This is a genomic window from Limosilactobacillus reuteri subsp. reuteri (assembly GCF_000016825.1).
Taxonomy (GTDB): domain Bacteria; phylum Bacillota; class Bacilli; order Lactobacillales; family Lactobacillaceae; genus Limosilactobacillus; species Limosilactobacillus reuteri.
Genome location: NC_009513.1, coordinates 1,001,613 through 1,016,166, shown reverse-complemented (window position 1 = coordinate 1,016,166; position 14,554 = coordinate 1,001,613). Strand labels below are relative to the sequence as shown.

Annotated in this window: 14 protein-coding genes and 1 pseudogene; 6 read left to right on the top strand and 9 right to left on the bottom strand. The window is 38.3% G+C overall.

The annotated features are described in order from the left end of the window. The first annotated feature begins 159 nt into the window (after positions 1-159). Positions 160-1,410 carry a DUF2075 domain-containing protein gene (locus tag LREU_RS05025; protein WP_003667810.1) on the top strand — a complete coding sequence of 417 codons (1,251 nt, stop codon included), beginning with the start codon at positions 160-162 and terminating at the stop codon, positions 1,408-1,410. Between the two features lie 2 nt (positions 1,411-1,412). Further along, positions 1,413-2,105, top strand: coding sequence for a TVP38/TMEM64 family protein (locus LREU_RS05020; protein WP_003667811.1), 693 nt, complete (start codon positions 1,413-1,415; stop codon positions 2,103-2,105). Positions 2,106-2,168: 63 nt separating this feature from the next. On the opposite strand, the gene LREU_RS05015 is transcribed toward LREU_RS05020, so the two are convergent. The 3 genes from LREU_RS05015 to LREU_RS05005 are packed head-to-tail and all read right to left on the bottom strand — an operon-like array spanning position 2,169 to position 5,406. Next, positions 2,169-4,682, bottom strand: a complete 2,514-nt coding sequence (locus LREU_RS05015; RefSeq protein ID WP_003667813.1) for an excinuclease ABC subunit UvrA — start codon at positions 4,680-4,682, stop codon at positions 2,169-2,171. Between the two features lie 15 nt (positions 4,683-4,697). Beyond that, on the bottom strand, positions 4,698-5,036 hold the full coding sequence (locus LREU_RS05010) for a fluoride efflux transporter FluC (RefSeq protein ID WP_003667816.1): 339 nt from the start codon (positions 5,034-5,036) through the stop codon (positions 4,698-4,700). Beyond that, entirely contained in the window at positions 5,029-5,406 is a 378-nt protein-coding gene (locus LREU_RS05005) for a fluoride efflux transporter FluC (RefSeq protein WP_011953471.1), read from the bottom strand. The genes LREU_RS05010 and LREU_RS05005 overlap by 8 nt, the downstream gene beginning before the upstream one ends. Positions 5,407-5,513: 107 nt before the next feature. Between LREU_RS05005 and LREU_RS05000 the strand changes: the two genes are divergently transcribed. Further along, on the top strand, positions 5,514-5,906 hold the full coding sequence (locus tag LREU_RS05000; protein ID WP_003663799.1) for a VOC family protein: 393 nt from the start codon (positions 5,514-5,516) through the stop codon (positions 5,904-5,906). Between the two features lie 51 nt (positions 5,907-5,957). Here LREU_RS05000 and LREU_RS04995 read toward each other — a convergent pair whose 3' ends face one another. Next, positions 5,958-6,773, bottom strand: coding sequence for a YdcF family protein (locus tag LREU_RS04995; RefSeq protein ID WP_003667820.1), 816 nt, complete (start codon positions 6,771-6,773; stop codon positions 5,958-5,960). Between the two features lie 3 nt (positions 6,774-6,776). After that, positions 6,777-8,513 carry an ABC1 kinase family protein gene (locus LREU_RS04990; protein ID WP_003667821.1) on the bottom strand — a complete coding sequence of 579 codons (1,737 nt, stop codon included), beginning with the start codon at positions 8,511-8,513 and terminating at the stop codon, positions 6,777-6,779. Between the two features lie 139 nt (positions 8,514-8,652). On the opposite strand from LREU_RS04990, the gene LREU_RS04985 reads away from it, so the two are divergent. Beyond that, positions 8,653-10,014 (top strand): hemolysin family protein, encoded by a 1,362-nt coding sequence (locus LREU_RS04985; RefSeq protein ID WP_003667824.1) that lies wholly within the window; start codon positions 8,653-8,655, stop codon positions 10,012-10,014. Between the two features lie 59 nt (positions 10,015-10,073). Here LREU_RS04985 and LREU_RS04980 read toward each other — a convergent pair whose 3' ends face one another. Beyond that, positions 10,074-10,502: a CopY/TcrY family copper transport repressor gene (locus LREU_RS04980; protein WP_003667826.1), complete on the bottom strand. Its 429-nt coding sequence runs from the start codon at positions 10,500-10,502 to the stop codon at positions 10,074-10,076. 154 nt (positions 10,503-10,656) lie between these two features. Here LREU_RS04980 and LREU_RS04975 point away from each other — a divergent pair, with 154 nt between their 5' ends. Further along, positions 10,657-12,045: a DHA2 family efflux MFS transporter permease subunit gene (locus LREU_RS04975; protein ID WP_003667828.1), complete on the top strand. Its 1,389-nt coding sequence runs from the start codon at positions 10,657-10,659 to the stop codon at positions 12,043-12,045. A 49-nt stretch (positions 12,046-12,094) separates the two neighbouring features. On the opposite strand, the gene LREU_RS04970 is transcribed toward LREU_RS04975, so the two are convergent. The 3 genes and pseudogenes from LREU_RS04970 to LREU_RS04960 form a co-directional block, all read right to left on the bottom strand. Beyond that, on the bottom strand, positions 12,095-12,550 hold the full coding sequence (locus LREU_RS04970; protein WP_003667831.1) for a DUF441 domain-containing protein: 456 nt from the start codon (positions 12,548-12,550) through the stop codon (positions 12,095-12,097). A 71-nt stretch (positions 12,551-12,621) separates the two neighbouring features. Then, positions 12,622-13,038 (bottom strand): annotated as a pseudogene (locus LREU_RS04965) (cupin domain-containing protein). A gap of 97 nt (positions 13,039-13,135) precedes the next feature. Further along, positions 13,136-13,612 (bottom strand): flavodoxin family protein, encoded by a 477-nt coding sequence (locus tag LREU_RS04960; RefSeq protein ID WP_011953469.1) that lies wholly within the window; start codon positions 13,610-13,612, stop codon positions 13,136-13,138. Positions 13,613-13,654: 42 nt separating this feature from the next. Here LREU_RS04960 and LREU_RS04955 point away from each other — a divergent pair, with 42 nt between their 5' ends. Then, positions 13,655-14,539: a LysR family transcriptional regulator gene (locus LREU_RS04955; protein ID WP_003667837.1), complete on the top strand. Its 885-nt coding sequence runs from the start codon at positions 13,655-13,657 to the stop codon at positions 14,537-14,539. Positions 14,540-14,554: the final 15 nt, after the last annotated feature.

Genomic DNA, 14,554 nt, shown 5'->3' with positions numbered 1-14,554 from the left:
CTCCTTCTTGATTTTACATTTAATAATTAGTAATACTTATTGCTCTTATTATTCTAACACTTTCTAAAGCATTGAGTAAATTACTCTCAAGTTCAAATTGACGAAATTCATGCATTTCGATACCATTAAATAGAGTAATTCGTTAAAAAGGAAATAGTTATGAAAAATATAGACAACGCTGCAACTAACAAAATTTCACCATTTAAAAAATTAACGACAGAGCAAGAACAACTCGTCAATGACATTATTTCATTTACTAAACACCATCTAACACAAAATCATCCTGCGATATATACAGTCTACGGGGATGCAGGTACCGGAAAAAGCGTAATCTTATCACAATTATTCGTTCGCATTCAAAAAGAAGCGCGGACACAACAAAATTCCGTTCTTTATCATACTAATAATTATTTTCTTGTTAACCATCCAGAAATTCTGAAAGTCTATAAAGAGATTGCCGGACCAATAAAAGAGTTATATAAAAAGGACTTTGCGCGGCCAACCTCATTAATTAATCAATTGGATAAGCAACAGCAAACCATTGATGTTGCTGTTATCGATGAAGCTCATCTTTTATTATCCAAACCCGATCATTATAATAATTTTTACCATGATAATCAGCTTGTCGAGATCATTAAACGCGCTAAAGTTGTCATAATTGTCTTTGATCAATACCAAGTTTTACGGATGAAAAGTCTCTGGACCCCTGAACGACTTCAGGCAATTACGAACCAATATCCCCATAAAGATTACCATTTGACCCACATGTTTCGCATGAATGCGAGCGATGACTTAGTTAAGTGGTTTAATGAATTTACTAACTATAAATTAACCGCGTTACCAGCATCCGCCCGTGATCATTATGATTTTCGCATTTACAGTGATGCTGAGGAAATGAGGAAAGCAATTGTTCAACGTAATAAAGAAGTAGGACTTTCCCGCATTCTTTCAACATCTGGATATCCATCAACACTCGATGGTGGTAAACACTACATTGAGGAAGGCAGATTTAAAATGCCCTGGGATCAATATAACTATACAGTTACCCCTTGGGCAGAATTGCCTCAAACCATTGATGAAGTTGGCTCAATCTATACCTGCCAAGGGTTTGACTTAAATTACACCGGCATTATTATCGGTCCGCCAATTAGCCAAACGCCTCAAACAAACCAACTTCAAGTAAATTTAGATCGTTATACAGATGTTGAAGCATTCAAAAAACGTGCTGACCTAACTGATCCAGCTGAAATTAAGAGTTTAGAAAAAAGAATGATTATGAATTCTTTGAACGTTTTATTCAAGCGTGGTGTATATGGAACTTATCTTTACGCTCATGATCCGCTTTTACGACATTCTCTTACCTCCCTTTTTAAAAAGGCTGGGTTTACGCTACCAAAGGAGGAAAAATAATTATGAAAGAGCGTAAATTAAATAAAACGTGGCTGATCGTTGGCGCCATTATCCTTGCTGTCATCGTTCTCTACTTCATTTATCGAACATATAAGCCAGAAATTAATCTGTTGCTAGATTTTAATGCTCATAATAAGGCTAAACTTCTCCATATGATTAGAAGTCATGGGTTTACAGACATCTTTCTTCTTATAGCTTTAATCGGTATCCTAAATGCGATTCCGGGAATGTCTAATTCCGTTGTTTGTATCTTTGCTGGGTTATGTTATGGGCCAGTTGTTGGTTTTCTGATTAATTGGGTTGGAAATATTTTAGGAAATTCTACTGTAATGAGTATAATTCGTAAAATCAACCTCTCCAAACGGGTAAAGAAAAACAAAATCCTTCATTACCTCTTGCAACAAAAGCATCCGTTAATTGCACTTACCATCGGTTTTATGATTCCGGTTATCCCTAGTGTACTTGTAAACTACGCTGGTGCCCGCTTAAATGTTAGTCGGAAACACTACTTGGCGATGGTAACCGTGGGCATGGCTCCGACTTCATTTCTCTATGCCTTTGGTGGGGATGCTATTTTCAAGGGTAATATTAGACGACTGATCGGTGTCGCAATCGCTATTTTAATTCTAATTGGCTGTTATTTACTCGTTCGCAAAATCTGGCAAAACCATGAAGAAAAAGCAGCAACAAAATAATTAACTTGATTAAAAACAAGGCTTCAAACGTCCGGGAAATCCGAATGTTTGGAGCCTTTACCTTTAATTAAATCTTGACCAATATTCTGCCAAATACTTGCTGGTTAAACTTTCTGGTTTTTGAATAAGGGCTAACGGATTTCCCTGAGCCACAATTTTTCCACCACTACTGCCACCACGCGGACCCATATCAAGCATATAATCTGCGTTAATAATCAAATTTAGGTCATGAGTAATAGTAATAATTGTCGCTCCCCGATCAAGTAATTGCTGCATTACTGCTAAAAGGGTTTTAACATCAAGGGGATGCAAGCCAATTGTCGGTTCATCAAATACAAATAACGTTTCGCTTTGATTATGATTAAGGTGTTTAACAAGTTTTAAGCGTTGCGCCTCACCACCAGAAAGACTAGGCGTACTTTCGCCTAAGTGCAGGTACCCTAAGCCCACCTCATCTAATAATTGAAGTTCACGAGCAACTTTCGGCACTTCCTTAAATACACTCATCGCTGCCCGAACATCTAATTTTAAGAGATCAACAATTGAATATCCCTGCCACTTAACTTTTTGAACTTCTTTATTGTATCGACTTCCCCCACATGTTGGACAAGTCTGTTGCATATCTGGCAAGAATTGAATATCAAGAGTTACGACCCCCGCGCCCCCACACGTTGGACATGCTCCCTGCTTATTATTATAAGAAAAGTAAGAAGGTGTATAGTGTTCCTCTTTGGCTAAGGGCTGGGCTGCAAATAACTTCCGCAGATTATCCATAATACTGGTATAAGTTGCGACTGTTGACCGGTTAGTTTTACCGATTGGCGCTGCATCAACACTCACTACTTCCTTTAACGGACTTAATAATTTGCTAACTTGTGAAGGTAATTTAGTCCCACTTGCTTGAGCATGAATAGCGGGAACTAAACTATCAAGGATTAGACTAGTTTTACCAGCACCCGAAAAACCAGTGATAGCAGTCAGCCGATTAACTGGAATCTCTCCCTGGACGTCTTTAAGGTTGTAATAATCTTTTACTTCAAAGGTGATCTCCTGACTAGCTGGTTCGTTTGCTATGGGGCGACTTTTTAATACTGCTGTCCAATTTAAATAAGGACCAATCTTAGACCGAGGGTTGTCAGCGATTTGCGATGGTGTTCCCTCCGTAAGAATTTCTCCACCTTTTTCTCCAGAACCCGGGCCGATTTCAATAATCCAATCTGCTTCTTTGATAATATCAACATTGTGATCAACAACTACTAATGAATTACCTTGGGCCACTAATTCTTTAAATACATTTAAGAGACCCGTAATATTGTCAGGATGTAAGCCGATGGAAGGTTCATCTAGAATATATAAGACACCAGTTGTTTGGGTTCGAAGAGTTCTTGCAAGCTGAATACGTTGTAGTTCACCTGTCGATAACGTATTCCCATTTCGCGATAAAGTTAAATAATCAAGGCCTAATTCCAGTAATGGTCGTAAATTATCATCAAATTCCTTAAACAATGAGGTCGCCATCTTTTTCATATCTGAAGGAAGAGCAGCTAATACATCATGCTTCCACTTGCTCAACTCTCCAAGCGTAAGGTCACTAACTTGTGCAATATTTAAACCACCAGCTAATTGTTTTAATAATTCTGGCTTTAATCGTGTCCCATGGCAAACTGGGCACGTTGAATAATGGAAAAATTCGCTAATTCGTTTTTGTGCCCGCTCGCTCTTACTGCTTTTGGCAGATGCTAATACCGCTTCATGAGCATTCTCGTATAAAGCATTAAAGTCATGAAAAACGCGGCCTGTTCCAGAGCGGAAGTCCATCTTAAACTTCTTTTGGGGACCATTTAAAACAAAATCTTTTTCTTTAGGGGTTAAATCTTTATATGGAACATGGATCCGAACACCTGCCTGTTCAGCAACACTCGGCATAAAGTTTCGTCCGGGCAAATGCCATGAAGCAACTGCCCCATCAGCTAAACTAAGATTTTCATCCCCAATAAGTTTACTTTCATCCAGTTCACGAACTTTTCCTGTTCCATGACATCGTAAGCAGGCTCCGTCAGAATTGAATGCAAAGTCTTCTGCTCCATAGGCATAAAACTTTGTGCCGCAACTAGGACAGGTTAATTGTCCCATCTCATCGCCGCTCTTACTCATTACCTCTGCAATTTCAAGACTTGGTTTTAAACGATGCCCATTTGGACAGACCGGTTCGCCAAGCCGCGAAAAGATCAGCCTAATTACATTCAACATCTCACTCATTGTTCCAACAGTTGCTCGTTCAGACGGAATTGCGGGACGTTGCTTCAATGCTAGTGCTGAAGGAATATGTTTAACACTTGTAACATCGGCTTGAGCGCCTAACTTTATCCGCCGTCGTGTGTAAGTAGAAAGCGCTTCTAAGTACCGACGAGATCCCTCTTCATATAAAATTCCCATTGCTAATGAGCTTTTCCCAGAACCAGATAATCCCGAAATTGCGACAAATTTATGTAGCGGGATATTGATATCAATGTTCTTAAGGTTGTGGACTCTTCCACCTTTTACTTCAATTTGTGTTGGTAGTATGGTTTCTGTCACTATCTTTTACTCCTTTCATATCATCATTCCACAGATCGCGGCAATAACTCCACCAAGATAACTTAAGCCGAAATAAAGAGCGAACATTCCCCATCGCTTTTCATCCATCATTGAAATTAGCTCAACATTGAAAGTCGAAAAAGTAGTATAACCTCCTAATAAGCCAATCCCAAATAATAGCATGATCGATGAATTACTAGCAAAATTGTTGGTAAGAATGCCTAATAAAAAACTACCGGTGATATTAATAAATAGAGTTGCTAGGGGCCAATCAATTCTTAACTTTTTCCACCAGCTTGTAATAACATAACGGATCACAGCCCCAATTGCTGCTCCAAGACCTACATTAATCATTCTTCCGCGGACCTCCGTATTTTCGTGCCAGCATAAAACCGAGCAGTGCCAAAGCCAAGCCGCCAAGAGAGCTCACAAGAAAATAACCGATGCTGGCAAGCACACCTTGGCTCTCAAGCTTAACAATAGTTGTGGCTAAACTTGAAAATGTCGTAAAAGCGCCAATAAAGCCAGTTCCTATCCCGGCATTTAGCCATGCTGCTAATAGTCCCCGCTCAATAAAATAATAAGTTATAAATGCTAGCAAAAATGAGCCAATAAGGTTAGCATATAAAATCCCGTCGTCGCCTAATAGGACACTAAGTTCATAACGGGTAATTCCACCGAGAAAGCCGCCAATCGCGACGCTCATTATTGTTTTTATATTCATAAAAAGTCTCCTTAGATCTGCAATCATTTCATTATACAACTTTTGCTATTTCAATTTAGAAACTTGTATAATGATATTGATTTAAAAATTTAAAGGAGACTTAGACAATGAAAATGCGACGAATTGATCACGTTGTTTTAACTGTAACTGATTTAGAGCAATCAATGCGCTTTTATCACGAAGTATTTGATATGCCGGTAATTAAAGAACAAAGTAATGATGACTTAATTACAATGCGGTGTGGGCATCAGTTAATCCGTTTACAAAAAATTGACCGACCAACTACGCTAAAGGCAGCTAATCCGACAATTGGTTCTGCTGACTTATGTTTAGTTGCCGGAGACAGTATTGACGATATTGTTCACCATCTTAATAGTTATTATATTGATATAATTGCTGGACCAATTGTCAAACAAGGGGCAGAAGGCGAAATGACCTCGCTTTACGTTTATGATCCAGATAATAATCTGATTGAAATTGCAGTATATAAGAATAAATAAAGTGAATATGAGCGAGAGAAGGTTGTTTTCCCCTTCTGTCTCGCTCATATTTCATTTCAAAATAAATTCAACTAAAAGTAAAAGAAGCGTGCTCCCGCAAAATACCCACCAATGGTCACGGATAATCCCGAGATAGTCCCGAATAAAAGTTAATGGACAGTATCGCCAAGGCGTCTTGCTACTAATGAATGACCAGTTTAACCCCATCTTCCTTGCATAAGCTCTCGCACGAAGAACATGAAAATCACTAGTTACTACTACAATCGTCTCTTGTGGCTTAATAAGTTGCCTAGCAAAGGTCAAATTTTGCCATGTATTGAGTGCCTGGGTCTCGCAAATTATTTTTCTTGCTGGGATTCCATGAGCAATTAAGTAAGCAGCCATGACTTCTGCTTCAGATTCTTTTGCTTTCTGTACTATTCCCCCTGAAACAATAATTTTTGCAGATTGATGAGTTTTCCAACAATTGATGGCTTTATCAAGGCGAGTAGCTAAAACTGGCGGGACTTGGCCATGTTTAACAGCTGCCCCTAAAACCAGAAAGTCCTGAACAGTAGTAGGACATTTTTGCAGGCGGGTACAACAACTGAAAATACAAAATAAAATTAAGTTAAACGTACTTAAAGCGTCAATAGTCGCTACTACTAATGAACTTAGCCAACTTACTGATTGGATAGATAAATTTTTAAGCAAAAAAGCAAAAATAGGCAGTACTACTACCAAGTTGACCACCATCAAAACAAACGCAAATGTATTGAATCTAGCCACCTTGGTTTCACTATTTAAATGGCGGATCAAAATAAGCCTAATCGTGATCCCCCAGCATAACGCACATATTAATTCATTAACTAAGTTTAAATATATCATTAATCATCGTTTCCTTCGCCAATTTCGCCATCGATGGATAATCTCTGTAACAACTAAAAGAATAATAATTATGATTGCAATAATATAGCCGGATACTCCTAAACGATAGATATGCGAATCAGCTGGTGTTCCCTGGACTAATAATGATGATCCTAAGATGACTGCTGCTAAAATAATTGCAATCATAAAACGGTTCATTAACCGTTCTATCTGCTTTAGCACTCGTTGCTCATTTTTATACTGTAAGTCAACCTTTGCATCCCCACTGACAAATGTATCAATTAACTCATTAATTTTTTCCGGCATCTTCCCTATTGCTTTACTAGTAAGGAAAAAATTGACTAGGTTATTATCAAGGGCAGAACGCCAATTAAAGTTTCGTTTTAAATAACGCCGGCCAAACGATTGGGCAACCTCAAGCATTGATATTTCAGGATCAAGTTTAGCAACCGAGCTTTCAAGGGTTCCAAATGCCTTAATTAGCATCGTTACCTCTCCCCGCATTTGAAGGTGGTTCTTCTTACATAATTGAACAATTTGGTACAGCATTTTCACGAAATCAATATTGCCAAGGCCAGTTGAAAAATAGGGTTGAATAAAGGCACCAAGTTCTTTATAAAATGCATTTTCGTCAACTTCCCCAGTTCGATTACAAACATTTAAAACTGCTTTTCCAATTTTTCGCGTATCCTTTGTGTTGATAGTAATCACGATGTTCGCAATACTATTTGCCATCGCTGGACTTAACCTTCCCATCATTCCAAAATCAAGGTAGATGATCCGGTAATTTGGTAATGCCTCCTGCTGATCATAACTAATGGTTGTATTATAAATGGTCTTTTCATGGTGTTTGGTCGTTGCGTATTGCTTTGCTGACTCATCCGGACGTAATTCGTGAATTAATATATTTCCTGGATGCGGGTCTGCATGAAAGTAATGATCAACAAAAACTTGTTTTAAAAAGTTATTAACGAGCGTAGTAGCAATTTCATGATTAACGGTCATTGCCTCTTGATCATTATCATTCGGCTGCTTAAACCGATACCGAATGCTTTTTCCTTCCATCGCTTCATTAACAAGAATCTTAGGAGCACAATACTTCATATATACTTTAGGGACTAAGATTGGTCCGTCACCGTTATTTAATGTATAAAATTCTTCCCCATTTTTTGCTTCTTCAAGAGTATTGACCTCACTTAATAATGAAGTACTGAGTTCATCAATTACTTTATCCAAATCAACTACTGCAATGTCTTGCGGAACATATTTAAATAAGACCACCGCTTTCCTTAACAAGGCTAAGTCAGTATTAACAAGCTTACCGACTTCTGGATGTTGAACTTTGACAACAACTGGTGTCCCATCCTTAAGCGTTGCATGGTGAACTTGCCCAATCGACGCAGAAGCAAATGGTTTTTCCGCAAAGCTAGCAAATTCCTCATTAATTTTCTTCCCGGTTTCTTCTTCAAAAGTTTGCTCTACAGTCGCAAAACTATCAGCTTTAACTTGATCTTGTAAGTGGCGTAGTTCTTTAATGTACGCTGGGGAGACAAGGTCTGGACGGGTTGATAATATTTGGCCAAGTTTAATAAAGGTAGGTCCCAGTTCTTGCAGTGCCTGACAAATAGCTTGTGGATTAGTTTGATGGTAAAAATTGCTAACAAAATGATATTTTCGCATCACTTGCATAATCTTGCGCAAACGTGCTGACTTCTTGATTTCTTCTTCATTAGTCGTCATATGTCTTCTCCTACTTATTTTCCTTTATTTTAGCATTTTCACTTATAAAAAAATAATTAAACTCCCCTTTCACTACATTTTACTGATACAATAGTAGTCGATAAATTTTTTAAGAAAGTTTAGGTGAAATTTTTAAACGATGAATGGTTTATGGGATTCATATTGGTTTAAATTAATTATCATTATTTTAATTCTGCTGTTAGCTGCTTTATTTACACTGCTGGAGTATTCAGTTGTTAAAGTGCGGCCTAGTGAGTTAAAGGAGCTCCGGCAAACGCGAAAAGTCAAACGCGCGGAACACATGGTAGCAAATCTTAATGAGTACCTATCAACAGCTCAAGTCGGGGTTACGATGACTTCTTTAGTTTTAGGTTGGTTAGGTGATGAATTTATCACAGATCTGTTGCTAAAGATTAATATCATTCCGCACGATGTTCTTCAAGCGATTGCACCAGTTATCGGTGTTTTAATTTTTACATTCTTCCATGCGGTATTTACTGATTTAGTTCCGAAAAATATGGCGATTGATCGACCGGTACCAATTCTCTTATCAATTGTTCACCCGGTACAATTCTTCCATACTGTTTTTTATCCCTTCGTTTGGTTATTTGCGGTAGTCGCTGCGGCAATTACGAAAATGTTAGGATATAATGTTCAGCCAGAAGAAGACACGTATTCACAAAATGAAATTATGACCTTATCCCAACAATCAGAAAAAGCTGGGGAAATGGATAAGGAAGACGTTATCTTCATGCAACGAGCTTTTGAAATGAATGATAAAGTTGCTGAGGATATTATGATTGATCGGACACAATTAGCGGTTATTGATATTACGGCTTCAATTGAAGATGCAGCCAAACTTTATTTTGAAAAGAAATTCACGCGTTTCCCAGTTGTTGCTAATAATGACAAGGACCACATTCTTGGTTATATTTTTGCATATGATATTATGCGGCAAAACCAAATCAACCCGCAACAATCAGTTCGCACAATCATGCGCCGAATTCCAATCGTTTACGAAAATGAACAACTCACCAATGTCCTTGCTGAGATGATGAAAAAACAAGTGCCAATTGTTGTTGTCCAAGACGAATACGGTGGTACTTCTGGGATCATTACTGATAAGGACATTTATGAAGAATTATTCGGAACAGTTGGCGAAGAAATCGATCATGCTACCTCTGACATGATTGAAAAGAAGGATCCTGATAGCAAGGGTAATCCTACTTTCGAAGTTTCTGGTAAGATGCCATTAGATGATTTTGAACGTTACTTTGATACAAACATCGAGCAATTTGATAACTCTGAAGTAACAACCTTAACTGGATTCTTCCTTGAACGGCAGTATGACTTAAAAGTTGGCCAACCAATTAGAGTCGATAATTTCTCATTTACACCTCTTGATTTGAAGAATGCCTATGTTAATAAATTCAAGGTAGTTTACATTAAGCCTAGAAAGAAGAAGCCATCAGCTGATGAGGATCAAAACAAAGAAAAATAGAGACTAAAAAAGGCTCGCCGCAATTTAGGAAAGATTTCCTAGTTGCGGGGAGCTTTTCATTAGCAGTTCATCTGCATATCAGGAATGCAGTTACATTTGACGTGGTCCGGTGAATTAGTTGCTTTGCTTGCCAATAATTCTTGTAACTTAGCAATATCATCCTTACTAAGGGTTACATTATTGATCACATGTTCAAGGGTGCTTCCAACGTGTCGTTCACAAATATTATTAAACAAGTTGTCCGCCGCTTGGTCCATTGTTTGCTGTTCAGGAACTAAGGGCTCGTAGATAAATCCACGTCCTTGACGAGTGGCAGATAAGGCTTTTTTATCAACCAGGCGTCGAAGTAAAGTCTTAATCGTTGCCGGTTTCCAGTCAACTTTTTTCTGTAAAATTTCAATAATTTGGCTACTGGTCGTTTGCCTTAGACTCCAAACCACCCGCATAATTTGCCATTCAGCGGGAGTTATTTCTAAATTAATATTCATCTAATCCCTCCTGCGTTTACACATGTAAATTCTTCGTAACTATATTTTATCATTAATTTACTTACTTGCAAATTCCTAATGTGTATTGACATTAATAATCTGGCTAGTAAACTCAATACTGTTTGACTAATCTTAAGGAGCGCTATATCTACTAATGAAAAATCAACGCATTAGCCATGCATTAGTAATCATGGTATTTGGTACATTTTTCGGTCTTCTCTGTTCAACCTTAATGAACATTGCCCTCCCAACCTTCATGAATGTCTTTCATATTAGCGAGGCCCAGGTTCAATGGGTGACAAACGGTTATATGCTTGTCAACGCCCTAATGATTCCTGTCAGTTCATTTCTTATAAAAAGATTCCCCTTCAAAAATCTCTTTATTATTTTCTCTGGAATTTTTCTTTTAGGAACCATTATCGGAGCGATTGCGTGGAGCTTCAATCTAGTTGTGGTTGCGCGGATGATTCAAGCTCTGGGTGCAGGAATGATGATGCCGCTAGTAAATGTTTTGGCAATTCGTTACGCAAAACCGGGTAAAAAAGGGCAAATTATGGGCATTATTGGACTTGCCTTTAATTGTGCCCCCATCTTAGGTCCTGCCATTTCTGGTTTTCTATTGCACTTTTTCTCTTGGCGATATCTTTTCCTACTAATTATTCCTTTTGCAGTAATTACATTACTACTTTCATTCTTCTTACTTCCTAAAATCCCCCATAATGAACATCCCCGCTTTAATACATTAGCTCTTATTTTAATCACAGGCGGATTATGGTCACTATTGATGGGCTTATCAAATGTTTCGAACAATCACTTACTCTCATTTAATGTTGCAGGGTATGTCCTTATCGGCTTAGTCTTTCTCTTACTGTTCTTTCTTAACCAACGTCACAGTAGTCGTCAGTTAATCAACTTTGGGATCTTCTCACACAAACAATTTGTCTTTGCCACTATTATTAATATGCTAATTACATCAACAATGTACGGTAATGCAATTTTGATTCCCCTGTTAGTACAGATTGTCTTGGGCAAAAGTACGGTTGTGTCAGCCATTGCTGTCCTTCCAGGGGCAATCGTAACGGGCTTACTATCGACAACGAGTGGCCACTTCTATGACATTTATCCAATTAAGATTCTTGTTGGGACTGGTCTCATAATCGATATCATCGGAACAATTGGCCAAGCCGCAATCGGTGCGCGTAGTTCTGTCCTCATGATTACCCTTTTCCAAACAATTCGACAGTTTGGATTAGTGACAATGTTAATCCCTCTGCAAACACAAGCACTATCATTGCTACCTAATGAGATCGTTCCTGATGCAGTTGCTACCTTTAATACGTTACGACAAATTGCGGCTGCCTTTGGAACTGCCCTCATCGTTTCAATTGTTGGCATTGTTAATCACTTAGTTCACAACCCGTCCTCACACCTCGGTATTCAAGCCGGCTTCCTTCTATGCTTATGCCTGCTATTAACTTCGCTATACCTTAGCACTAAGCTATACCATAAAATTTCTTCGCAAGCGCAATTAGAAAATGCATAAAATAAAAACCAAGTGGGATCCCTTTTGACCTCGCTTGGTTTTTTGCTATTTAAAAATGCAAATTCAATAGCGTTACAATACAATATGTCATCCCACTCGCGATAACTGGACCGGCAGCAATTCCCTTAAACGCAACCACTCCAATAATCGTTCCAAGTACTAAGGCAACCGTAACTTGAGGAACAGCTGCCAACTGGTTGACTCCATACTTTGATAAGATGGCAACTGCAATGCCCATGCCGACTGCAATCCAACCAGCAGGGGTCTTAAAAGCAGCCCATAAATCATTAAAGCCAATTTGACCAGTCGCAATTGGAATTAAGATCGCAACTGAAATCACTGTCACTCCCCAATTAATTCCCTTATGTTGTATCAAGGGCAACCATTTGGCGGTATAAGGGATCAGTTTCAGGACCATCACTATTACCGTGGCAATAATCAATGATGAGTTATGACCAAAGATTGCAATTAATAATACTAATGCTAAAAAAAGCCAGCTTTCCATGTAATCTCCTCCTCAAACTTTACCTAGTATAACAAAGTTGAGGACGAGGACAAAGAAGGCTGACTAATTAACTAATCAGAAAGGCGGTTGTAAGTAGCGTCATCTACTTCTTCGCACCATTCGCTAGTTCCCTTCGTAATAGCAACATGAGAGAATCAACTATCCTTAGTAGCTCCATGCCAGTGCTTTACACCTTCATGAATTGCTACAACATCACCGGGTTTTAACAATTGCGCTGGCTTACCTTCTTCTTGGTACCAACCTTCACCTGCAGTTACTAATAAGATTTGGAAACCATCATGGTGAATATGCCAGTTGTTACGGCAACCGGGCTCAAAATTAACGTTTGAAATATTTACATCAATGTTATCATCAGGAGATACTAACCCATTGAGATAACTTGTTCCAATAAAGTATTTTGCAAACGCAACATTCTTATCACCGAAACCAAAAAGGTCATTTTTTACTTCATGTTCATTCTTAGCCATCATTACTAACCTCCAATTAATTGTTAGTTTAATAATAAACTGTAGCATTAAGAATGTAAAAAGCTTATTATAAATGGTGAGTTATTCAAAAAATGAATTATAATTTTCGCAGCCATGAAAATAATGACTTTTCATTGAAAGCTGGACTACCATGAGTAAGAATATGGTAGCCAGACGTGACATTTAGCTTACCAGCATTGTTGATAAAGTCCTCTTGATAATCACCAGTGTCACTCCAACCTGTACTAAATGGCGCAATCTTACCAGTGAATTCTTGAAGCTGTTGAAGCAAAGCAATAATCGGTGAGGCAACTTCCTCATTCCAGACTGGTCCACCAACTAAGATCAAGTCATAATACGATAAGTCAGGTAAGGTAGTCACTAGTTTAGGGAAGTCATGCGTCTTAAGTTGTTGCTGATAAATTTTTCCGGTTTCTTCCATATCCAGTGGGAAAGTATCATCGGGAACCTTAATTCTGACAATATCGGCACCAGTTGCTTCATGAATCTTACTAGCGAGTCTAGCAGTATTTCCAAATTGCGAATAATATAAAATCAATGCTTGCTTTGCCATTATTAATAACTCCTTAATATAAATAAAAATGAGGGATACCATATGGATACACGTGTATTAAAATACTTTTTAACTGTTGCACAAACTAATAATATCACTAAAGCTGCAGAACAATTACATATTACGCAACCTACCCTTTCCCGACAAATCATGGACCTAGAAACCGAATTAGACATAAAGTTATTTAACCGAGAAAATCGACGTCTTCAGCTCACAAAAGCTGGAATCTTATTTCAACAGCGAGCAACGACCATGCTACAACTCTTGGATCAAACTGAAAACGACCTTCATCAACAAGAAGAGGCATTAACGGGAGAAATCAATCTCGGCTCAGCGGTTTCGAGTGTCTCTCCTTATATAACGAAACTAATTTTTGAATTTCAAAAGCTCTACCCAAACGTAGTCTTTAATTTATCTGATGGGGATGGCGATGTTCTTCGGCGACAACTAGATGAAGGGCTCAATGACCTTGTATGCCTCCTTGAACCCGTTGAAGCTGCTAAATATAACTTTCTCGAATTACCGGTCCGTGAAGAATGGGGAGTAATGATGAAAAAATCGGCCCCACTTGCCAAGCATTCTACTATTACTAAAGAAGATCTTTACAAAATCCCCTTAATTCTTCCCCACCGTAGTATTGTTCGCGATGAAGTTAGTGACATTTTAAAATTAGATCAAACGCGTTTAAATATCCGTGCGACAACCAGTTTACCTGGAAATACTGTTTCCCTTTTAAGAAATAGTAATTACTATGGTTTGACAATTAAGGGCGTCTATAATAATTTTCATGATCCTGACCTTGTTTTTGTTCCCCTTGTGCCTAACAAATCGACAGGGGATGTCCTTGCCTGGCGCAAAAATACCATCTTATCTCCAGCAATCGAAAAGTTTCTTCAGTTTGTTAACGAGCAAATTCAAGGATCCTAAAGTATTTAATGTTAT